The organism is Rhodococcus sp. NPDC057529, from assembly GCF_042802055.1.
Taxonomy (GTDB): Bacteria; Actinomycetota; Actinomycetes; order Mycobacteriales; family Mycobacteriaceae; genus Rhodococcus_F.
Window position 1 is genome coordinate 24171 of sequence record NZ_JBHVEY010000018.1, and the last position, 22632, is coordinate 46802.

General features: G+C 68.0%; 19 protein-coding genes and 1 pseudogene. 4 read left to right on the forward strand and 16 right to left on the reverse strand.

Features of this window, described 5'->3' with window-relative positions; translation table 11 throughout:
- Positions 1–14: 14 nt before the first annotated feature.
- From nuoI to ACFU5V_RS30030, 14 genes are all read right to left on the reverse strand, one after another.
- Positions 15–581, reverse strand: coding sequence for an NADH-quinone oxidoreductase subunit NuoI (nuoI, locus tag ACFU5V_RS29965; RefSeq protein WP_378703488.1), 567 nt, complete (start codon positions 579–581; stop codon positions 15–17).
- Positions 574–1926 carry an NADH-quinone oxidoreductase subunit NuoH gene (gene nuoH, locus ACFU5V_RS29970; protein ID WP_378703489.1) on the reverse strand — a complete coding sequence of 451 codons (1353 nt, stop codon included), beginning with the start codon at positions 1924–1926 and terminating at the stop codon, positions 574–576. Before nuoH ends, nuoI begins: the two co-directional genes overlap by 8 nt.
- Entirely contained in the window at positions 1923–4424 is a 2502-nt protein-coding gene (locus ACFU5V_RS29975; protein WP_378703490.1) for an NADH-quinone oxidoreductase subunit G, read from the reverse strand. Before ACFU5V_RS29975 ends, nuoH begins: the two co-directional genes overlap by 4 nt.
- A gap of 111 nt (positions 4425–4535) precedes the next feature.
- Entirely contained in the window at positions 4536–5834 is a 1299-nt protein-coding gene (nuoF, locus tag ACFU5V_RS29980; protein WP_378431366.1) for an NADH-quinone oxidoreductase subunit NuoF, read from the reverse strand.
- 1 nt (position 5835) lies between these two features.
- Positions 5836–6756: an NADH-quinone oxidoreductase subunit NuoE gene (gene nuoE / locus ACFU5V_RS29985; RefSeq protein ID WP_378431365.1), complete on the reverse strand. Its 921-nt coding sequence runs from the start codon at positions 6754–6756 to the stop codon at positions 5836–5838.
- Positions 6753–8069 (reverse strand): NADH dehydrogenase (quinone) subunit D, encoded by a 1317-nt coding sequence (nuoD, locus tag ACFU5V_RS29990; RefSeq protein WP_378431364.1) that lies wholly within the window; start codon positions 8067–8069, stop codon positions 6753–6755. Before nuoD ends, nuoE begins: the two co-directional genes overlap by 4 nt.
- A complete protein-coding gene (locus ACFU5V_RS29995) occupies positions 8069–8905 on the reverse strand; it encodes an NADH-quinone oxidoreductase subunit C (protein WP_378703492.1) in 837 nt (278 codons plus the stop codon). The genes nuoD and ACFU5V_RS29995 overlap by 1 nt, the downstream gene beginning before the upstream one ends.
- 120 nt (positions 8906–9025) lie before the next feature.
- Positions 9026–9580 carry an NADH-quinone oxidoreductase subunit B family protein gene (locus ACFU5V_RS30000; RefSeq protein WP_005574811.1) on the reverse strand — a complete coding sequence of 185 codons (555 nt, stop codon included), beginning with the start codon at positions 9578–9580 and terminating at the stop codon, positions 9026–9028.
- A 49-nt stretch (positions 9581–9629) separates the two neighbouring features.
- Entirely contained in the window at positions 9630–9989 is a 360-nt protein-coding gene (locus ACFU5V_RS30005; RefSeq protein ID WP_015889709.1) for an NADH-quinone oxidoreductase subunit A, read from the reverse strand.
- Positions 9990–10207: 218 nt separating this feature from the next.
- Positions 10208–10630 carry a hypothetical protein gene (locus ACFU5V_RS30010; protein WP_378431362.1) on the reverse strand — a complete coding sequence of 141 codons (423 nt, stop codon included), beginning with the start codon at positions 10628–10630 and terminating at the stop codon, positions 10208–10210.
- 108 nt (positions 10631–10738) lie between these two features.
- On the reverse strand, positions 10739–11947 hold the full coding sequence (locus ACFU5V_RS30015) for a serine hydrolase domain-containing protein (RefSeq protein ID WP_378431361.1): 1209 nt from the start codon (positions 11945–11947) through the stop codon (positions 10739–10741).
- 190 nt (positions 11948–12137) lie between these two features.
- Positions 12138–13037 (reverse strand): restriction endonuclease, encoded by a 900-nt coding sequence (locus ACFU5V_RS30020; protein ID WP_005253670.1) that lies wholly within the window; start codon positions 13035–13037, stop codon positions 12138–12140.
- 72 nt (positions 13038–13109) lie between these two features.
- A complete protein-coding gene (locus ACFU5V_RS30025) occupies positions 13110–14522 on the reverse strand; it encodes a chloride channel protein (protein WP_378703493.1) in 1413 nt (470 codons plus the stop codon).
- Positions 14519–16150, reverse strand: a complete 1632-nt coding sequence (locus ACFU5V_RS30030) for an amidohydrolase (RefSeq protein ID WP_378431356.1) — start codon at positions 16148–16150, stop codon at positions 14519–14521. Before ACFU5V_RS30030 ends, ACFU5V_RS30025 begins: the two co-directional genes overlap by 4 nt.
- Positions 16151–16288: 138 nt before the next feature.
- On the opposite strand from ACFU5V_RS30030, the pseudogene ACFU5V_RS30035 reads away from it, so the two are divergent.
- Positions 16289–17420, forward strand: a pseudogene (locus ACFU5V_RS30035) (NADH:flavin oxidoreductase).
- Between the two features lie 9 nt (positions 17421–17429).
- Here the strand turns inward: ACFU5V_RS30035 and ACFU5V_RS30040 are convergent.
- Entirely contained in the window at positions 17430–17948 is a 519-nt protein-coding gene (locus tag ACFU5V_RS30040) for an OmpA family protein (protein WP_378431354.1), read from the reverse strand.
- Between the two features lie 303 nt (positions 17949–18251).
- On the opposite strand from ACFU5V_RS30040, the gene ACFU5V_RS30045 reads away from it, so the two are divergent.
- Both ACFU5V_RS30045 and ACFU5V_RS30050 read left to right on the forward strand, forming a co-directional pair.
- Positions 18252–18389: a hypothetical protein gene (locus ACFU5V_RS30045; RefSeq protein WP_378431353.1), complete on the forward strand. Its 138-nt coding sequence runs from the start codon at positions 18252–18254 to the stop codon at positions 18387–18389.
- A 324-nt stretch (positions 18390–18713) separates the two neighbouring features.
- Positions 18714–19958, forward strand: a complete 1245-nt coding sequence (locus ACFU5V_RS30050; RefSeq protein WP_378703494.1) for an esterase/lipase family protein — start codon at positions 18714–18716, stop codon at positions 19956–19958.
- 6 nt (positions 19959–19964) lie between these two features.
- On the opposite strand, the gene ACFU5V_RS30055 is transcribed toward ACFU5V_RS30050, so the two are convergent.
- Complete coding sequence (locus ACFU5V_RS30055; protein ID WP_378431351.1) at positions 19965–20768, reverse strand: type II CAAX prenyl endopeptidase Rce1 family protein; 804 nt, start codon at positions 20766–20768, stop codon at positions 19965–19967.
- A 145-nt stretch (positions 20769–20913) separates the two neighbouring features.
- On the opposite strand from ACFU5V_RS30055, the gene ACFU5V_RS30060 reads away from it, so the two are divergent.
- A complete protein-coding gene (locus ACFU5V_RS30060; RefSeq protein WP_378431349.1) occupies positions 20914–22611 on the forward strand; it encodes a fumarate hydratase in 1698 nt (565 codons plus the stop codon).
- The last annotated feature ends 21 nt before the right edge of the window (positions 22612–22632 follow it).

Here is a 22632-nt window from a genome sequence, read left to right on the forward strand (position 1 = left end):
CTCTCCTCCCTCGATCACGGCCTGTCCCCCGCCGTGTCGTCCGCCTCGGGCTCGTCCTGCGACGCGGGCGCCGCTCCCCCGGTCACCGTGCCGCGGTAGTAGTCCTCGGCTGTGGTTCCCGGGGCCATCGGGTGCGGCGAATCGACCATGCCGGACTCGAGCGGGGCCAGCAGCCGATCCTTCTCGTAGATCAGGCCCGCCCGGTTGTCGTCGGCCATCTCGTATTCGTTGGTCATGGTCAGCGCCCGTGTCGGGCACGCCTCGATGCACAGCCCGCACCCGATGCAGCGCAGGTAGTTGATCTGGTACACCCGGCCGTACCGCTCGCCGGGCGAGAAGCGTTCCTCGTCGGTGTTGTCGGCCCCCTCGACGAAGATGGCGTCGGCGGGGCACGCCCAGGCGCACAGTTCGCACCCGATGCACTTCTCCAGCCCGTCCGCGTACCGGTTGAGCTGATGCCTGCCGTGATAGCGGGGTGCCGTCGGCGTCTTCTCCTCCGGGTAGAACTCGGTGTTCGATTTCTTGAACATCGTGGAGAAGGTCACGCCGAATCCCGCTATGGGGCCGAGGAATTTAGTCATCGCTGTTCTCCTGGGTCGATCCGGTGGAGTGCGCGCTGGTGACGGAGACGGGCGTGCGCCGGAACGCGGGCAACGTCTGCCCCGGCATCGGCGGCACCGGATATCCGCCGGCCATCGGGTCGAACGGTTCGAGTGTCTCGGGGGACGGTTCGGCGCGGTCGCGCGGCTCGACCGGCTTCTCGGGTGCGCGAACGCGGCCCGGACGCAGGCGCCTCCACGCCAACGCCACCACGACGAGGGCCACGACGAGGCCCGCGACGACGAGGGTGATCGTCCTCGTGTCGTAACCCTCGTTGCGGAAGGCCCGGACGGTGGCGACGATCATGACCCACACCAGCGAGATCGGGATCAGGATCTTCCAGCCGAGACCCATGAACTGGTCGTACCGGAGCCGGGGCAGCGTGGCCCGCAACCAGACGAACACGAACAGGAAACCCCAGACCTTCAGCGTGAACCACAGCACCGGCCACCAACCGGAGTTCGCGCCGTCCCACAGGCTGAGCGGGAACGGTGCATGCCAGCCGCCGAGGAACAGGGTGGTGGCGAGCGCCGAGACCGTCACCATGTTCACATACTCGGCGAGCATGAACATCGCGAAACTCAGCGAGGAGTACTCGGTGTGGAACCCGCCCACCAGTTCACCTTCGGCCTCGGGCAGGTCGAAGGGCGCCCGGTTGGTCTCACCCACCATCGAGGTGACGTAGATGAGGAACGACGGCAGCAGCAGGAAGACGTACCAGGTGTGCTCCTGGGAGGCGACGATGCCCGACGTGGACATCGTTCCGGCGTCCAGGAAGACGGCGGCGAACGACAATGCCATCGCGATCTCGTACGAGATCACCTGCGCCGTCGAGCGCAGACCCCCCAGCAGCGGGTACGTGGAGCCGGACGCCCAGCCGGCGAGCACGATGCCGTAGACGCCGATCGACGTGGCTGCGAGGACGTAGAGCACGGCCACCGGCAAGTCCGTCAGCTGTAACGGCGTGTAGTGCCCGAAGATCGACACCGCCGGGCCGAACGGGATCACCGCGAACGCCATGAACGCGGGCACCGCGGCGATGATCGGCGCGAGGATGTAGATCGGCTTGTCCACACCCTTCGGGACGATTCCCTCCTTCAAGGCGAGCTTGATGCCGTCGGCGAGGCTCTGCAGCATGCCCCGCGGGCCGACCCGGTTCGGGCCGACGCGCATCTGCATCCAGGCCATGACCTTGCGTTCGGCCAGGATCGTCAGAAGCGGGGTGAGGACGAGGAACACGAAGACGGCCAGCGCCTTGCCCAGAACCAGCCACCACGGGTCGTGCCCGAACAGTGCCGGGTCGGGGTAGACGGCCGCGATCGTCACAGCGCACCTCCCGGGGCGATCCCGTTGATGCCGGGTTGGCGGCGAACGGTCACGACGGTTCCCGCCCCGGCAGCCAGTTGCCGGTAGACCGCGGAGCCGGGCGAGTTGAGCGGCAACCACACCACCCGATCCGGCATGTCGGTGATCACCAACGGCAACGTCACCTCGCCTCGTTCCGTCGAGACGGTGACCGGATCTCCGTCGCCGGCGCTCGTCTCGGCCGCCGACGCCGCGGACATCCGCACGACCGGGGTACGCGCCGTGCCCGCCAGGTGCGGTTCCCCGTCCTGCATCCGCCCCGAGTCGAGCAGCATCCGCCACGTGGCGAGCACCGCCTGCCCCGGACCGGGTTCCCGCCGTGGGGACTGCGGGACGTCGGGCGGGTCCGGGAAGTCCCCGTCCCAGGCGCCGAGCCGCTCGAGTTCCCGCCGTGCGGTCGCCGCGTCGGGAAGACCGAGCGCGACCCCCATTTCGCCGGCGATCGCGTGGAGCACCCGCTGATCGGGCATCGCCCCGGTACCGCGGAGGGCGGCGTCGAAATCCCGTGTGCGGCCCTCCCAGTCGAGAAAGGTACCCGGCTTCTCCATGACCGGTGCGATGGGGAACACCACGTCCGCGCGGTCGGTGATCGCACTGCGGCGCAGTTCCAGACTCACGACGAACCCGGCCGCCTCGACGGCCGCCGACGCGGCCTGCGGGTCGGGGAGGTCGTCGATCTCCACACCGCCGATCACCAGCGCCCCCAGCGTCCCCGATTCGGCGGCAGCGAGGATGCCCGCGGCGTCGCGGCCCACGGTGTCCGGTAGATCCGCGACATTCCACACGTGCGCGACCTGCCGACGGGCCTCGGGATCGCCCACCGGCCTGCCACCCGGGAGCAGTCCGGGCAGCGCGCCCGACTCGAGTGCGCCGCGTTCACCGGCCCGTCGCGGCACCCAGGCCAGCCGGGCCCCGGTGGCGTCGGCCAACCGGACCGCGGCGGACAGTGCCCCCGGCACCGCGGCGAGCCGCTCCCCCACCACGACGACCGCACCCGGTCGGCGAAGCAACTCCGTGACCCCCGGATCCACCTCGCCCGTGCGGAGTCCGTCGAGGACCTCCGGTTCCGCATTCGGCGCGGCCCGCAACAGTCTGCCGGACACCTTCTCGAGGCCGCGGGACGTGTACGGGGCGATCGAGTACACCGGAACGGCCTTCGTGCGCGCCGCCTTGCGCAGGCGGAGGAACACGATCGGTGATTCCTCCTCCGGCTCGAACCCGGCGAGGAGGACGACCGGCGCGGCGTCGAGATCGTCGTAGGTGACCGCGAGTCGCTGCCCCGCCACCCGGGCCGCCAGGAAGTCGGCCTCCTCACCGGAGTGCGCGCGACTGCGGAAGTCGATATCGTTGGTGCCGAGCGCCATTCGCGCGAACTTCGCGTACGCGTAGGCGTCCTCCCACGTGGACCGACCGCCGACGAGAACACCCGCGCTGCCCCGTGCAGCGGTCAGTCCCCGCGCCGCGACTGCCAGGGCCTCCGACCACGATGCGGGCGCCAGCGTGCCATCGTCGCCGCGGACCAGTGGAGTGGTGATCCGGTCGCGCTGGGTGGCGTACGCGAACGCCCACCGCCCCTTGTCGCAATTCCATTCCTCGTTGACCTCGGGATCGTCGCCCGCCAGCCGCCGCAACACCGTGCCCCGCCGATGATCGGTGCGCTGGGCGCACCCGCTCGCACAGTGCTCGCACACACTGGGGCTGGAGATCAGATCGAACGGGCGGGCCCGGAACCGGTACGCGGTACCCGTCAGCGCGCCCACCGGGCAGATCTGGACGGTGTTGCCGGAGAAATACGACTCGAACGGTTCCTTCGCATAGATCCCGACCTGCTGCAGCGCACCCCGCTCCATCAGCTCGACGAACGGATCCCCCGCAACCTGCTCGGAGAACCGGGTACACCGCGCGCACAGCACACACCGCTCCCGGTCCAGCAGGACCTCCGTGGACAGCGGAATCGGCTTGGGGAACGTGCGCTTGATCTCCCCGAAACGCGACTCCGCGCGCCCGTTGGACATCGCCTGATTCTGTAACGGGCACTCACCGCCCTTGTCGCACACCGGACAATCCAGGGGATGGTTGATCAGCAACAACTCCATCACCCCCTTCTGCGCCTTGTCCGCCACCGGCGACGTCAGCTGGGTGTGCACCACCATGCCGTCCGTGACAGTCGTGGTACACGACGCGAGCGGCTTCCGCTGCCCCTCCACATCCACGAGGCACTGACGGCACGCGCCCACCGGGTCGAGCAGCGGATGATCACAGAACCGCGGAATCTGGATGCCGATCATCTCCGCCGCACGAATCACCAACGTGCCCTTGGGAACACTCACCTCCACCCCGTCGATAGTGATGCTGACTCCGTCAGGGCTCGCTCCGCTCGCAAGCGCCGGGGCTGAGTCACGGCTCGCTCCGCTCGCGGGCACCGGGGCTTTCACGCGCGCTCTTCCCTCGTCACTCATTCGCTGCGCTCCCTCGCTCCTCGGTCCAGACCGCGCGGCCCCGGCGCCGAGTCACAGCTCGCGCATCGCCCCGCCGCCGAGTCACGGCTCGCGCATCGCCCCGGTGCCACATCATGCGTCCACTCCAGCCATGAGGGTGGACTGATGCGGGTCGAACGGACAGCCGCCCTGCTCGAAGTGCGCGAGGTACTCGTCGCGGAAGTACTTGACGGAGGACATGATCGGGCTCGCCGCACCGTCACCGAGAGCGCAGAACGACTTGCCGAGGATGTTGTCCGCGATGTCGAGCAACTTCTGCAGATCCGCATCGGTCCCCTCCCCCCGCTCGAGCCGCTCCAGGATCTGCACCAGCCAATAGGTGCCCTCCCGGCAGGGCGTGCACTTGCCGCACGACTCGTGCGCGTAGAACTCGGTCCAGCGGAGCACGGCGCGCACCACGCACGTGGTCTCGTCGAAGATCTGCAGGGCCTTGGTGCCCAGCATCGACCCGGCGGCACCGACCCCCTCGTAGTCGAGGGCGACGTCGAGATGCTCGTCCGTGAAGATCGGCGTCGACGAACCGCCCGGTGTCCAGAACTTCAACCGGTGCCCGGCGCGGACGCCGCCCGCATACCCGAGCAACTCCCGCAACGTGATTCCCAGTGGCGCCTCGTACTGTCCGGGTGCGGTCACGTGCCCGGACAGCGAGTAGAGGGTGAACCCGGGCGACTTCTCGCTGCCCATCGAGCGGAACCACTCGATGCCGTTCACGATGATCGGCGGGACGCTCGCGATCGACTCGACGTTGTTGACGACGGTCGGGGACGCGTAGAGACCGGCCACCGCGGGAAACGGCGGACGCAGCCTGGGCTGGCCGCGGCGCCCCTCCAGCGAGTCGAGCAGCGCCGTCTCCTCACCGCAGATGTACGCCCCGGCACCCGCGTGCACGACCAACTCGAGGTCGAAGCCGGTGCCCAGGATGTTCTTGCCGAGGTAGCCCGCCGCGTACGCCTCCGCGACCGCGGCCTGCAGCCGGCGCAGCACCGGCACCACCTCGCCGCGCACGTAGATGAAGGCATGCCCGGCGCGGATCGCGTACGCCGCGATGATGACGCCCTCCACGAGCGCGTGCGGCGTTGCCAGCATGAGGGGCATGTCCTTGCAGGTGCCCGGTTCGGACTCGTCCGCGTTGACCACGAGGTAATGCGGCTTGTCGTCGCCCTGCGGGATGAACGACCACTTCATGCCGGTCGGGAACCCGGCACCGCCGCGGCCGCGCAGTCCGGCCTCCTTGACCGTCGCGATGACCTCGTCCGGGTCCATGCGCAGCGCCTTCTGCAGGCCCTCGTACCCGTCGTGGCGACGGTACGTGTCGAGGGTCCAGGACTCGGGCTCGTCCCAATAGCGGCTCAGGACCGGGGTCAGCGGCATGTCAGTCTCCCTTCCGTCCGGGGTCGGTGGCGGCCGGGTTCGTTTCGGAGGTGGACCGATCCGGAGGCACCGTCGCCGACGGGGCAGGCGCAGGCTCGTCCTTCGTCGACTCCGCCGCCACCGCCTCGGTGTCCCGCGACCGCGGCTCCGGGACGAGGGACGTCTCCGCCGGATCCGGCGCCGTCATCCCTCGTTCCCGCGCAACGCGCAGGCCCGCCAGCGTGGCGTCGCCGGCGGCGCCCTCCTCCAGCACACCGGGACGCTCGTCGGGGAACCCGGCGAGAATGCGGGCGGTCTCCCGGAACGTGCACAGCGTCGCGCCGCGGCTCGGCGACACCCGCTCCCCCGACCGCAGGGAATCGACGAGCGAGCGGGCCGACTCCGGGGTCTGATTGTCGAAGAACTCCCAGTTCACCATCACCACCGGGGCGTAATCGCACGCGGCGTTGCACTCGATGTGCTCCAGCGTCACCTTGCCGTCCGCGGACGTGCCGCCGTGCGGCAGATCGAGATGCTCCTCCAGCGCGGCGAGGATCGCGTCGCCACCCATGACCGCGCACAACGTGTTGGTGCACACCCCCACGTAATAGTCGCCCGTCGGCTCGCGCCGGTACATCGAATAGAACGTCGCCACCGCGGCCACCTCGGCGCCCGTCAACGCCAGCCGGCCGGCACAGAATTCGACCCCCGCCGGCGTGATGCACCCGTCCTCCGCCTGAACCAGATGCAACAGCGGCAGCAGCGCAGAACGCGAATTCGGGTACCGCGCGACGACGACGTCGGCGTCGGCGTCGAGCCGCGCCCGGATCTCCGGCGGATACTCCTCCCGCGCACCCGGCCGCACCAGCCGTCCGTTCTCCTCCGGCCGAGGCCCGAACTCGATGAAAACAGGTGGTTGCGCCGGTGCGGCTCGCTCGGTCATCGATCCACTCCCCCCATGACGGGATCGATGCTCGCGACCGCGGCAATCACATCCGCCACCATGCCGCCCTCACACGTGGCCGCCACCGACTGCAGATTCGTGAACGACGGATCCCGGAAATGCACCCGGAACGGGCGCGTGCCGCCGTCGCTCACCATGTGCACCCCGAGCTCACCCCGCGGCGACTCCACCGCCACATACACCTGGCCCGGCGGCACCCGGAAACCCTCCGTCACCAACTTGAAATGATGGATCAGCGACTCCATCGACGAATCCATGATCTCGCGGACATGCTCCGGCGAATTACCCAGACCGTCGGGGCCCAACGTCAGATCCGCAGGCCACGCGATCTTCTTGTCCTCCGCCATGATCGGCCCCGGCCGCAATCTGTCGAGACACTGCTCGACGATCTTCAGCGACTCCTTCATCTCGTCGACCCGGATCAGGTAGCGGCCGTACGCGTCGCACCCGGTGTCGGTGCTGACCTCGAACTCGTAATTCTCGTACCCGCAATACGGCTGCGACTTCCGCAGATCGTGCGGCAGACCCGTCGCACGCAGCATCGGACCCGTCACCCCCAGCGCCATGCACCCCGTGAGGTCGAGATACCCGATACCCTCGGTGCGGCCCTTCCAGATGCGGTTGTCGTTCAGCAGATTCTCCATGTCCCGCAACCGCTCCGGCAGCAGCGTCAGCAACTCGCGGACCTTCTCCACCGCCCCCTCCGGCAGATCCTGCGACAACCCACCCGGCCGGATATACGCATGATTCATCCGCAACCCCGTGATGAACTCGAACACATCCAGGACCAACTCACGTTCCCGGAAACCGAACAGCATCGCGGTCACCGCACCCAACTCCATCCCGCCCGTGGCCAGCGCCACCAGATGCGAGGAAATGCGGTTCAACTCCATCAACATCACCCGGACGACACTCGCCCGCTCCGGCACCTGCTCCGTGATGTCCAGCAACTTCTCCACACCCAGGCAATACGCCGTCTCGTTGAAAAACGGCGACAGATAATCCATCCGCGTCACAAACGTCACGCCCTGCGTCCAGCTACGAAACTCCAGGTTCTTCTCGATCCCCGTATGCAGATAACCGATACCGCACCGGGCCTCCGTGACCGTCTCCCCCTCGATCTCCAAGATGAGCCGCAACACCCCGTGCGTCGACGGATGCTGCGGACCCATATTCACGACGATGCGCTCCTCGCCGCTCCCCGAACCCGCATCCTCCGACGCCGCCTTCACCGCATCGACAACCTCGTCCCAATCCTGACCGGCAACCGTGAACACCGTGTCCTCACTCATCAGCTGTACCCCCGCCGCTCGTCCGGCGGCGCGATCTCCGCGCCCTTGTACTCGACGGGAATACCGCCGAGCGGATAATCCTTCCGCTGCGGATGACCCGGCCAGTCATCCGGCATCTCGATCCGCGTCAACGACGGATGACCGTCGAACACGATCCCGAAAAAGTCGAACGTCTCCCGCTCGTGCCAATCATTCGTCGGATACACGTCGTACAACGACGGAATATGCGGATCCGCATCCGGCACCGCCACCTCCAGACGGATCCGCCGATTGTGCGTAATCGACAACAACGGATACACCGCATGCAACTCGCGGCCCGCATCCTGCGGGAAATGCACACCATTCACACCCAGACACATCTCGAACCGCAAATCCGGCTCATCCCGCAACGCCCGCGCCACCGGCACCAAGAACTCACGCCGCACACCGAACGTCACCTCACCCCGAAACACCACCACCGACTCCACCGCCACCTCGAAGCCCACCCCCGACTCCGCCAGCGCCGCCCCCAACCCATCCGCCACCTCGTCGAAATACCCGCCGAACGGCCGCGGCGTACTCCCCGGCAACAACACCGGACGCACCAACCGCCCATACCCCGACGTATCCCCACTACCCCGCACCCCGAACAAACCCCTACGCACACCGATCTGCTCTGGGACATGGCTCGCTTCGCTCGCGGGTGCCGGAGCTTGGTCGTGCGGTCTTCCTGTGTTGGTCTGGCTCGCTTCGCTCGCGGGTGCCGGAGCTTGATCGTGCGGTCTTCCTGTGTTGGTCTGGCTCGCTTCGCTCGCGGGTGCCGGAGCTTGATCGTGCGGTCTTCCCTCGTCACTCACTCGCTACGCTCCCTCGTTCCTCAGTCCAGACCGCACGGCTCCGGCACTTGCTCGGCTCGCTCCGCTCCCTCGCCGCACAGCTCCGGGCCCTCGCCGCACGACCTCGGCCCATGCAGGCCGTCACCGGAGCAGGCCCTTCATCTGGATGGTGGGGGTGGCGGCCAGGGCGGCCTGCTCCGCCGCACGCGCCACCTCCTCGCGGTGAACACCGAGCGGCATCTGCTGGATCTTCTCGTGCAGCGCGAGGATCGCGTTCAGCAGCATCTCGGGCCTCGGCGGGCACCCCGGCAAGTAGATGTCGACAGGGACGATGTGGTCGACACCCTGCACGATCGCGTAATTGTTGAACATCCCACCCGACGACGCGCACACGCCCATCGCCAGCACCCACTTCGGCTCCACCATCTGGTCGTAGATCTGCCGCAGCACCGGCGCCATCTTCTGGCTCACCCGGCCGGCGACGATCATCAGATCGGCCTGCCGGGGTGAGGCCCGGAACGCCTCCATACCGAAGCGGGCGATGTCGAAGCGTCCGCCTGCGGTGGCCATCATCTCGATCGCACAGCACGCGAGCCCGAAACTGGCGGGCCACAGCGAGCCCTTGCGGACGTAACCCGCAAGCCCCTCGACCGTGGTCAGCAGGAAGCCGCTCGGCAGCTTCTCCTCGATGCCCATATCCGACTCTTCTCTTCCGACTTAGCTTTTGGATCGCTGGCAGGACCGATCAGTCCCAACTGAGACCGCCACGCCGCCACTCGTACGCGTAGGCGACGGAGACGTTGAAGATGAACAGGGCCATGGCCCCGAGACCGAAGAAGCCGAGGGCGTCGAAGTGCACAGCCCACGGATAGAGGAACACGATCTCGATGTCGAAGATGATGAACAGCATGGCCGTCAGGTAGTACTTCACCGGGATGCGCCCCGCGCCCAGCGGCGAGGACGTCGGCTCGATCCCGCACTCGTAGGCGTCGAGCTTGGCACGGTTGTACCGTCTCGGACCGACGATCCTCGCCACGATCACGGAGAACACCGCGAACGCGACCGCGATCGCCCCGAGCACGAGGATCGGCACGTAGACATTCATGCCGTCTCAGCTCCCCTCTTCCCGAGCCTGTCCGCCCGATTCCCGGGCGGTCGTTTCCGAAGCTACGCTCTTGTGAGTTATGCCACAGCGTACAAGGGAAGTCGTCGGGCCCGGCCGATTTGACCGAGCGAGTTCCAGGCGATCTGAAAATGCGGAAAACCGCTGCGGGACAGGCGCTCGATGCGCCTTCCGGCGGCCGAATCGGAAGTCAGGAGACCCTAAGCAGAGAGTCGGGTGCGGAGCAGCGCTATGACCGCTTCGGACAACCGGATCGGGTCGAGCGGGTGCGGCACCGCGGCCTCGGCGCGCGACCAGCTGGCGAGCCAGGCGTCGTCGGGACGTCCGGTCAGGACCAGGATCGGCGGGCACTCGTCGATCTCGTCCTTCAACTGCTTGGCGATCCCCATCCCGCCCGCGGGCACCGCCTCGCCGTCCAGGACGGCCAGGTCGATACCGCCGGCATCCATCTCCCGGATCACCACGGGCGCCGTCGCCACCTCGACGTACTCCAGCTCCGGAAGGTCGGGGTGCGGACGCTTCCCCAGCGCCAGAACGACCTTCTGACGGGTGCTCGCGTCGTCGCTGTAGACGAGGACACGCAACCGATCAGGACGGCTGGTGTGGGCGGTCGCGTCGGTCACGGACACGATGCTACCGGTCCCCCGCCTTCCAGACCGGAGGCTCGCGTCGATCGAAAAACGGCGCGTCGACATCGAATTGGTTTGACCGGCGGCCGCGGGGCTGCCCGGCTACAACCTTTCCGCGATGGCGAGCGCCGTGGAACCGAGCTTCGGCAGGCGGAGATCCGCGATGGGCGTCAGCATGTTGCCGAGCCGGTTGGTGACGAACGCGATCGACATGCCGGTGTCGGCGTCGGCGAACGCACCCGACCCGCCCAACCCGTAGTGCCCGAAGGTATTCGACGGCTGCTTGCGGCGCGCCACCATTCCCGCGTGGTAACCGAGCCGCCAGTTCATCGGTATGCCCAGTACGTAGTCGCGGGCCGTGGTCTGCACCTGGCTCAGCTGCGCCACGACGTCGGGTGGGAGGAACTCGACACCGCCGACGGTTCCGCCGTTGGCCAGCGCCCCGTACATGCGCGCCAGGGCGCGGGCACTGAACACGCCGTTCCACCCCGGCATGACGCTGTCGTGGATCGCGGGGTTGCGGACGAGAGCGTCGAAACCGGCGGGCATGCCGGCGTCCGCGACGTTGCGGAGACCGGGCAGCCGCGCCATCGCGAACGACGTCGCACCCCAGGGAACGCCGAACGGGTTGATGTGCGGGAACGTCCTGGCGATCCGGGTCCGCTCGGCGGGGGGCACCTCGTACCAGAATTCCTTCACCCCGAGCGGTTCGGCGACCTCGGTGCGCACCAAATCGGTGAAGTGCGTTCCGGCCGCGCGCGCCGCCACTTCGGCCACCAGCGAACCGAAGGTCACGGCGTGATAGCCGGGGGCCTTCAGCCGCCGCCGATCCGGGGTCGCCGCGGCCAGCGCGGCGCTGACCAGGCCATGGTCCATCAGACTCAGCGGTCCGGGAACGAGCCCGCGCACGCGGTGCAGCCCGGCGCGGTGCGACAGCAGTTCGCGCACCGTGATCTCGTCTTTGCCCGCGGCGGCGAACTCGGGCCAGTACTGCGCCACGGGGACGTCGTAGTCGATGATCCCGCGTCCCGCGAGACGGTGCAGCACGGTCGACGCGACGCCCTTGCCCGTGGAGAACGTGAGGGTGACGGTGTCGTCCTGCCAGAACGTGTCGCGGCTCGCCCACCCGGCCCACACGTCGACGACCGGCTCACCGTGGAGATAGACGGCCAGCGCGCCGCCACCCTGGCCTGCGTCGTGGAAGAGCCGGAAGAACTGGTCGACGAGCACCCCGAATCGACGGTCCGCCAGCATCCCCGCCGGTGGCCGTACGGTGCGGCGCCTCAACGGCCACGGCGATGTGGTCGTCATGTCGACTTCCCTCGGTCGCTCTTCACGTCAGTGACATGTGTATTTAACTTCCTCTTTACACACGGGAGAACGCCGTCGGCACCGCTTCAGAGCCCGCGTGACCGCTTCGTGGCCATACCGCAACGGGAAAGAGTGCCCAGGCCCCGGGGAGGTGACTCGACCATGATCCGGAGAGGTGACTCGACCATCATCATTTCGGCTCGAGGGAGTGGAAGTAATCGGACCTGACCTCGACGTCCTCGACGAGACGCGTGGTGGTCTGGACCCCCAGCGAATGCTCCTTCAACAGGTCGCACAGCCGGTCGCCGTCGATGAGGTCGATCGGCGGGGCACCGTCCCTCTTGGACTCCGTGCGGGCGTCACCGGTGAACGTTCCGGTCGTGATGAGCAGACCCTTCTCGCCGCGACCCGCCATCGCGCCACGGAAATCGCGCACCGCCCCGGCGCCGACACTGCCGCTGTAGCGCTTGCACTGGAAGAACACGGGGAAACTGAGCAGCGACAACTGGTACACGCCGAGGCCCTCGATGTCCCCGTCCCCGCCGCGACCGGTGACGGACGCGCTCGAGAATCCGGCCTCCCGCAGCAACCGCTGGGTCAGCCGCTCGAACGCCGGCGGCGACATCTTCAGAACCGTGTCGAGCAGCAGGTCCTTCCAGTCCGCGTCGTTCTCGGCCTCTGCGATGTTGGCGTCCGGTTCGTCGTTCCTCCGGGATGCGGCCTTCGCCGACTTGCGGGCGGCGTTCTTCTTACGGTTCTCGGCGGAGAATTCGGCGTGCAACGGGCGGATCTCGCTCTCGGCGACCTCGCGGCCCTTCTCCGTCACGCTCCACACCCCGCGACGGCTGTTGGTGAGCAGACCCATCCCCTTGAGGTAGGTGCGGGCCCACGCCAGCCGGTACTCGATCTCGGTGCTCGGACCGTCACCGTGCAGCACGCCCTGCACGTCCGACGAAAGACCTTCTCGCTCAACGACTGCGCTGTCGAGCTCCTCGTTGGACGCCGAACCACCGAGAGCAATGGCAGCCTGAAGCGCTGGCCAGAGGAGGTCGACGTACTGAGGAACGTGAACAGTCATGGCCACAAGCATGCCCGAATCCACCGAACGCTCCGCACACGGACCCGGATCCTCCGGGCACTCGGCACACGGACGCCCACCCGGTCACCCGGGCGAACCCTGGGCGAGCCGAGCCTCCGCCCGGTTCTCGAGCTGCGCGCGGTAGATCGTCTTCCCCGATCGGCGCACGATGAGATAGGAAAGTCCGACGGCGATCATCCCCGGCACCAGCACGCCGATGCTTCCCGTCATCTCCGCGACCATCAGCATGACCGCGAGCGGCGCGCGGGCGATGCTGCCGAAACACGCCATCATGCCGACGATGACGAAGGGCGCCGGATTGTCGGGGACGCCCGGGGCGATCGGCTCCAGCAGTCGCCACACCGCGGCCCCGGTGAACGCCCCGATCACCATGCCCGGGCCGAAGATGCCACCCGATCCGCCCGATCCGATGGAGAGCGACGTCGCGAGGATCTTCGCGAACGGCAGCAGCAGCACCACCCACAAGGGGATGGCCGCGAGGTCGACGCGGGCCATCGACTGCTGGATCCAGCCGTATCCGCTGCCCAGAACCTCGGGCAGCACCAGCGCCATCAGTCCGACGAGCAGCCCGCCGACCGCCGGCTTGACGATCCGGCTGCCCGGCAGGCGGTGCGTGAGGTCGACGGCCGTGTAGAACGTCCCGCTGTAGAGCAATCCGATCAGGCCGCCGAGCACACCGATGAGCGCGAACCACACCAGTTGCGCCGGAGTGTCGAAGACGTAGTCCTGGGCGGCGTACCCGAACAGCGGCCCGAAGCCGAGGACGCTGCCGAACACGGTGTAGCTGACGATCGACGTGACCAGCGCCGGCACGAGCACCTCGAAGTCGAAGTCCTCCCTGTACGGGATCGTGCAGCACAGGACGGCACCACCGAGCGGGGCGCCGAAGATGGCGCCGATCCCGGAGCCGATGCCGATCGCCACGGCGATGCGACCGTCCCGCGGCGACAGGTCCAGCCTGCGGGCGAGGAGCGATCCGAACCCCGCCGAGATCTGCGCGGTGGGGCCCTCACGGCCGCCGGACCCGCCGGATCCGATCGTGATCGCCGACGCGACCAGCTTCACCAGCACGACGCGGACACGGATCATGCGGGGGTCCCGGTGCACGGCCTCGATCGCCGCGTCGGTGCCGTGCCCCTCGGCCTCGGGTGCCAGGGTGAACACGAGGAGGCCCGACACCAGACCGCCCAGGCACACCACGAGCGGAATCGCCCACGGTCTCGTGAACTCCCTGCTGCCTGCCGCGCCGCCGTCCCCGGCCGCGGTCGGCGGGTGGTAGCCGCCGATGTCGACGATGAGCAGTTGCGTCGCCTCCGACAGCGCGATGTAGAACACGATCGCCCCGAGCCCGGCGACGACACCGATGACGACACCGAGGACCAGCCATTTGCGGGTGTAGCCCGCGGTGCGGATCCAGGCCCCGGCGGACGCCCCGATCGACCGCAGAGCCCGCGACCCGGACGCCACCCGGATCACTCCAGCTTTCCGAAGACCGTCCGGCCCTCCAGGATGGTGGCGAGCACCTCGAGGTCCGCGATGTCGTCGGGATCCACCAGAAGCGGGTTGGCCGACAGCACGACGAGATCGGCGTGCAGCCCGGGGACGATCGCCCCGATGGCGTCCTCGCTCCGGAGGTGCCACGCCGAGTTGATCGTCTCCGCGCGCAGGGCGTCCGGGACCGAGATTCGCTCCTCCGGGGCGAGCACCCGTCCCGACCGGGTGCGGCGGGTGACGGCGTCGGCGATGTTGCGCAACGGGTTGGTCGGGGTCACCGGGCCGTCGTTGTGGAACGAGATCCGCTGCCCCGCTGCGATCGCGGAAGCTGCAGCGGCCCAACGTGCTCCGCGCTCAGGACCGAACAGGTCGTCGACGAGCGCGTCACCCCAGTAGTAGAGGTGGTCGACGAAGAGGCTGCACGTGACGCCGAGTGCGGTCGCACGGCGGAACTGCTCCGGGGTCATCGCCCCCACGTGCTCGAGTCGCAGTCGGTGATCGTCACGTGGCGAGTCGGCGAGCATCCGCTCCCACGCGTCGAGGGCCAGGGTGACCGCGGCGTCACCGTTGGCGTGACAGGAGATCTGCCAGCCGTTCTCGAAGTACGGCGTGCTGATCTCGAGAATCTCGTCCGCGGTGTAGTTGGCCTTGCCGCGTGTTCCGGCAAGGCCGAGCGACCGGGTGACGTCCGTGTCGAGGTACGGGAAACTGGTGGCCGCGTTACCCACCCACGGCGAGCCGTCCGACCAGATCTTGATCCCCACCTGGCGCAGCAGGTCGTCGCCCACTCCGGGTGACACGTCCGTGGAGCGCTCCGGGTTCGACATCTCGTACAGCCGCAGCCGGGTGGTGAGCGCCCCGGACCGTGCGATCGCGGTCAGGGCGCTCCGGAAGCGTGGGTCGAATGCCATCTCGCTGGCGGTGGTGATGCCTGCCGCGTTCATCCGCGCGCATTCCGCGGCGAGGAGTTCCGGCAGCCGGGTGGACGCGCCGGCGAGGATGGACGCGGCCACCGCCATCACGGCGGGCGCCTCGAACGCCGAACCGTTCAGTTCCCCCGACTCGTCGCGGCCGAAGCTGCCGCCTTCCGGGTCTGGGGTCTTCTTGGACAATCCGGCGTCCCGGGCGGCGACGTCGTTGAAGTACGCCACGTGACCGGTGTTGTGCAGGATCACCAGAGAGGTGTCGGGAGCAACGGAATTGAGCCATTCCCGGGACGGTTCCGGCAGCCCCTTCTGGAGCAGCGGGTCCCAGCCGTTGAGCACGGCGCCGTCGGGGTGCTCGTCGACGGCACGGCGGACGGCGTCGACCACTTCACCTGCGTCGGCGATGGTCACCGGCCTAATGTCCACGACCGGTTCGCCGAGCAGCACCGCCGAGTTCAGCGGGTGACCGTGTGCCTCGATGAACCCGGGGAGGATGCAGGCCCGGTGCACGTCGACCGCGATCGTTTCCGGTCCGATCAGCGGAAACACCGCGGCGTCGTTGCCGACGGCGGCGATCCGCCCGTCCCGCACCGCGACCGCCCGAGCGCGTGGCGCGGCGTCGTTCATGGTGACCACGTCACCGAACAGCACCAGATCGGCAGGTTTTCCGTCGTTCGTGCCCATCAGTGCACCCTCCCGTCAGACCGGGCGCGGGCGAGTGCCCCTGCGCCGGCAGCGAGTGTCGACTGTGACTTCAGATTACAACTACGCAGCAGGTCGTATGCAGGAATAGTGCGTAACCGCGATCGGTTGCAGACAGGCATGACCGACACACCGCTGCCCGTGGACGGCCTCTTCGAGCCGTTCGCCGTCAAATCCCTCCGACTCCGGAATCGCTTCGCGATGGCACCCATGACCAGGGCTTTCTCCCCCGACGGCATTCCCGGGGAGGACGTGGCGGCGTATTACCGCCGGCGTGCGGCGGGCGGGGTGGGTCTGGTCATCACCGAGGGGACGTACATTCCGGACCCGGCCGCCGGATCGCACACCCGGGTGCCGCTCCTCTACGGACAGGACAGTCTCGCGGGCTGGAAGTCGGTGGTGGACGCGGTGCACGCGGAGGGCGGGCAGATCATTCCGCAGCTGTGGCATCTGGGCGTCGAACGCGGCCCGCAGCCCCGGGCTGAACCCCGAGGTGACGACCGCCAGCCCGTCCGGGATCGCCCTGGACGGGACCCGGCTGGGACGCGAATTCACCGGGCCCGATCTCGACACCCTCCGCGAGGCCTGGGTGGCGGCCGCCGTCAACGCACGCGACGTGGGCTTCGACGGCATCGAACTGCACGGCGCCCACGGCTATCTGCTCGACCAGTTCCTGTGGGACCGCACCAACGTCCGCTCCGACGGTTACGGCGGATCCCTCGAGGCACGCACCCGGTTCCCCGTCGAGGTGGTCACAGCGATCCGCGAGGCCGTCGGGAACGACTTCGCGATCGTCTACCGGTTCTCCCAGTGGAAGTCGAATCACTACGATTCGCGCATCGCGCAGACCCCCGGCGAACTCGCGGCCGTGCTCACGCCCCTCATCGCCGCCGGTGTCGACGTGCTGCACCCGTCCACCCGCAGGCACTGGGAACCGGCCTTCGCCGAACTGTCCGGTGAGGACGGGGAACTCGGGCTGGCCGGGTGGACCAAGCGGTTGACGGGACTGCCCACGATCACGGTCGGCTCGGTGGGTCTCGACGACGTGTTCACGACGGCCTTCACGTCGGACGGCGCGTCGAATACCGCCGGCGTGGACCGCTTGCTCCGGCAGTACGAGAACGGCGAGTTCGATCTCGTGGCCGTCGGCCGCGCACTTCTGTCCGATCCGGAGTGGGTGCTCAAGCTCCGCGACGGCAGGACGGCCGAGCACATCCCGTACAGCAACGAGCACCGGGCGGTCCTGCACTGACCGCGCCGGTCAGCTGTCCTCGACGGTGATCTCCACCTGATCGACGTTCACGCCTTCGGGTGGGTTCGCCGTGCCCTCGGTCGAGATGCGGCTCTTGTCGACCCCCTGCGCCTCGAGGGCGTTCGCGACGGCCTGAGCGCGCTGGTCGGCGAGTAGTTGGGCGGCCGCCTCGTCCGAGTTACTCGCGTACGCCTCGACCTCGATCCTGGCGTCGCCCGCCTTCATCGCGGCGGCCACCGCCTTGACGGTCACGTCCGAGAGGGCGTTGAGTTCGGCGGTTCCCGACTCGAATCCGATCGGGACCGCCGCGATGGCCGAGTTGATCGCGTTCTGGGTGGCCTCGCGTGCGGTGTTCACGGCGGACGACGCCGTGGCCTGCACACTGCTGATCGCGCCTTCCACCCGATCGGACGGGGAGGACGTCGTCGTGGTCGCGATCGGAGCCTCGTTCGAGTCGTCGGAACAGCCGGCCACACCGAGCAGCGCGAGGGCCGCGACCGCGATGCCGGTGACGATGGTCTTACGCATGATGGTTTCCCCTATACGTCCGTATGTCCGGAAAGCGCTACACGTCGTGGGACGAGGATAGCCCCGCCCGCGTCCCCCGAAGGCGGGATTCGAACACGGCCCCGTCTCCCACATCGTGAGATGAATCGGGTGGATGTGAATGCGGACACAGGCTTCTCACCTGCCCGGAAACCGTTGATTCGCCTTCCGTTCCAATTCGGTTAAATCTCCGGATTGCGATCTCATTTCAATAACGGTAGGAATGAATCCGGCGCCCGCTCAGCGCCGACATAAATGCCCACAACCGAGCAAGGAGTTAAACGCATGGATCTCGCCTTCCTGTCCGAATTCTTCTCCGCCTTCTCCGACCTCGCCGGCGCCCTGGACTTCTTCTCGGGTTCCGCCGACGCATTGGGCGGTGGCGGAGACGCCGCAACGGCGGCCGCAGCCACGCTTGGCTAGCATTTCCGCTGGCACAAGACTTGAACACCCGCGACGGGGTTCGTGCGCTCGAGCGCATGAGCCCCGTCGCGGTGCTGTCGGCAGGATAACCGTCATTCGATCACGTACCTATCACGATGAAAAATTCGTAACGTGAACATGTTCATTATCCGCGTCACCAGCATTTTCCCCGGAATTGGTCGCTCGACCAATTGAGCCGACATTCGCAAGATCAACTTTTCCGTTTCACCGTTGGTTTATTCGCAAAATAATCGCGTGCGCTGCGCAGTTTCGATGTTTCGCAGCACGCGCCAATCTCAGTGCACATGCGTACACTCAAATCCTGTGACCGACCCGCAGATCAGACGCCGCTCCGAGGTGCGGGCACTCGCCCGGCTGGCTCTCGACGAAATCGGGGCCGCCGCCGGCGGCATCGGCAGCATCCACCGCGCCGTCTCGGACCGCGTCTTCGCCGGGGTACGCCTCGGCGTCGGCGCCCGTGCGCGGCCCGCCGAAGCGCTTCACGACGAGATCTCCGACGCCGTGTACGCACTCGTCGCCGGTACCGCCCGGCTCGGGGGTTCCCTCGCAGGGCAGTTCCTCGACTTCCCGTCGGCGGAGAACGTCCCGCCGTCCCAGACCCGCAGCGGAGCCCGGGCCATCGCCGCCATCCAGGGACTGATCGGCGACGTACTGGAATCGGAGGGGTCCGTGCTCGCCGAACCCCTGTCGATACGGGTGGGCGGAGTCGCGCTCACCGCGGACGAGTCCACGCTCGCCGATGCCTTCCCCCACGCCCGCAGTCGTATCGTCGTCTTCCTGCACGGACTCGTCGAGACCGAGGACGCGTGGTCGCTGGGCGGCCGCCCGACCTACGGTGAGCGACTCGAGACCGACCTGGGATACACGGCGCTGCACATCCGCTACAACTCCGGCAGGCACATCTCCGACAACGGCAGGAGCCTGTCCGAACTTCTGGATACGGTCACCGAGCACTGGCCGGTGGACGTCGAGTCGATCGCACTCGTCGGGCATTCCATGGGCGGCCTCGTCGCCCGCAGCGCCTGCCGGATCGCCTTCCTCGACGACCGCCCGTGGGTGCGGCGGGTACGGCAGGTCGTGAGCCTCGGCTCACCTCACCTGGGCGCCCCGTTGGAGCAGGCCGTCCACTATGCGAGCGCCGGCCTGGCCGCACTGCCCGAGACGCGCGCGATCTCCGGACTCCTGCGCCGGAGGAGCGCCGGCATCCGGGATCTGAATCAGGGCTCCCTCGTCGACGAGGACTGGCGAGGTCGCGACCCGGACGCCCTCCGTGCCGCGGCCGTCAGCGAGGTCCCCCTCCTCGACGGCGTGACGTACTTCTTCGTCTCCGCGACGATCACGCGAAGCCCGAGACATCCGCTCGGCCGTCTGCTCGGCGACGGCATGGTGCTCGTGCCGTCCGCGTCCGGGCGGAATCGGACGCGGATGGTCGGCTTCCGCGACGAGGACGGCATGCACCTGTCGCCGGCGAACCATTTCACGATGCTCAACCACGAGTCGGTGTACGAGAAGCTGCTCGAGTGGCTGGGCGCCCCGGAGTCCGGCTGAGCCTGCTCAGCCCATGGTCGTGTGCCACACGACGGCGGCGGCGAGCGCGCCCGCACCGTTCAACGACCAGTGCAGCGCGATGGGCGCGATCAGACTGCCGCTGCGGCGTCGGAGCCACGTGAACACGACGCCCGCGGCCGCGGTGGCGACCACCGCCGCGAGGATGCCGAGCACCTGTCCGAGAACACCACCACCGAGAAAGCTCGACAATCCCTTGTTGCCCGACGTCAGTCCCATCGAGGACGCGATGTGCCAGAGACCGAACATCAGCGATCCTGCCGCGAAGACGCCGCGCGCGCCGTACACCCGGTCGAGGGTGCCGTGCAGCACGCCGCGGAACGCCAGTTCCTCGGGGATGACGGTCTGCAGCGGGATGACGATCATCGACGCGATCAGCGCACCGGAGATGGTGGCGTACCGGTCGGCCATGAAGAAGGGGCGGGTGATCGGCAGGGCGGCACCGATCGCGACGACGCCGATCACGAGGCCCATCGCCGCGAGGGCGTAGAGCGACCCCTTGCGCCAGTGCCGGGGCGAGAGCCCCAGCTCGGCCCAGCCGAGGCCGCGGCGCCGGGTGAGCACGAGCAGCACGACGGCCGCGATGGGAACGGTCGCGATGCTGGCCCACGCGGTGGTGAAATGCGCGATCAGGTTCGTGGCCGCGAGGACGACCACCACGATCGCGATGTCGAGGTAGGCGTGCAGTACGGGCCGCTTGGCACGTGCACCGGACTTCTCGTCGTCGACGGCTCCGGCGTCCTGGACCGCAAGGGTCGTTCGGCCGGCCGAGCTGGTTCCGTGTTCAAGCATCCAGTCAAGTGTACGGATTTACTTGTGAGAACTCTGTGAGCCGCGCCACTGCACAGGGGAAAGCATGCCCCCGCGTCACAGGGCCACCGGGTGCCGCGTCTAGCCTGAAGACGAACTTCACACAACCCGCTGTCCAGGAGATAGAATGGCCGACTTCCTCTACGAGGACTTGCTGCCGATCGGTGAGGACCCCACCGAATATCGGCTGCTGACCACCGAGGGGGTGTCGACTGTCGAAGGACCCGGCGGCCGCACCTTCCTGTCCGTCGAGCCCGAGGCGCTGCGCCTGCTCACCGAGACCGCCCTCCACGACATCTCGCACTACCTGCGCAGCGATCACCTGAAGCAGCTCGCGAGCATCCTCGACGATCCCGAGGCGTCGGGCAACGACAAGTTCGTGGCGCTCGATCTGCTCAAGAACGCCAACATCTCCGCCGCCGGTGTCCTGCCGATGTGCCAGGACACCGGCACCGCGATCGTCATGGGCAAGCGCGGCCAGCACGTGCTCACCCCCGGCGACGACGAGAAGGCCGTGGCGCGCGGCGTCTACGACGCCTACACCCGGCTCAACCTGCGGTACTCGCAGAACGCGCCGCTCACGATGTGGGACGAGAAGAACACCGGCAGCAACCTCCCCGCCCAGATCGAGCTCTACGCCGACACGGCGACCGGCCACGAGAACACGTACAAGTTCCTGTACATGGCCAAGGGCGGCGGCAGCGCCAACAAGTCCTACCTGTTCCAGGAGACCAAGGCGATCCTCAACCCGGACGGCATGATGCGGTTCCTCGAGGAGAAGATCCGTGCCCTCGGCACCGCAGCCTGCCCGCCGTACCACCTCGCGATCGTCGTCGGCGGCACGTCCGCGGAGTTCGCGCTGAAGACGGCCAAGTACGCGTCCGCGCACTACCTCGACGAACTTCCCAACGAGGGCGCGATCACCGGTCGCGGCTTCCGCGACCTGGAACTCGAGGAGAAGGTGCTCGAGCTGACCCGCCAGATCGGCATCGGCGCACAGTTCGGCGGCAAGTACTTCTGCCACGACGTCCGCGTCATCCGGCTCCCCCGCCACGGCGCCTCGCTGCCCGTCGCTCTCGCCGTGTCCTGCTCGGCGGACCGCCAGGCCAAGGCGAAGATCACCCCGGAGGGCGTTTTCCTCGAGCAGCTGGAATTCAACCCGGGCCGGTTCCTCCCCGAGGTCACCGACGCCCAGCTCGACGCCGAGACCGACGGCATCTCCGGCACCGGCAAGGGCGCCGCCGTCAAGATCGATCTCACCAAGCCGATGCCCGAGATCCTCGCCGAGCTGTCCAAGCATCCGGTGAAGACCCGGCTGTCGCTCACCGGCCCGCTCGTCGTCGCCCGCGACATCGCCCACGCCAAGATCAAGGAACGGCTCGACGCCGGCGAGGAGATGCCGCAGTACCTCAAGGACCACCCGGTGTACTACGCCGGTCCCGCCAAGACCCCCGACGGCATGGCGTCCGGTTCCTTCGGCCCCACCACGGCCGGTCGGATGGACTCCTACGTGGATCAGTTCCAGGCCGCAGGCGGCTCCATGGTGATGCTCGCGAAGGGCAACCGGTCCAAGCAGGTCACCGACGCCTGCAAGTCCTACGGCGGCTTCTACCTGGGGTCCATCGGCGGCCCCGCGGCGCGTCTCGCGCTCGACTGCATCAAGAAGGTCGAGATCGTCGAGTACGAAGAGCTCGGCATGGAAGCGGTCTGGAAGATCGAGGTCGAGGACTTCCCCGCATTCATCGTCGTCGACGACAAGGGCGAGGACTTCTTCGCCGGTGTCTCCACCCCCACCCTCACCATCGGTAAGCGCCCCGGGCTGTAGGCGGCTCCGCCGCCCGTGAGT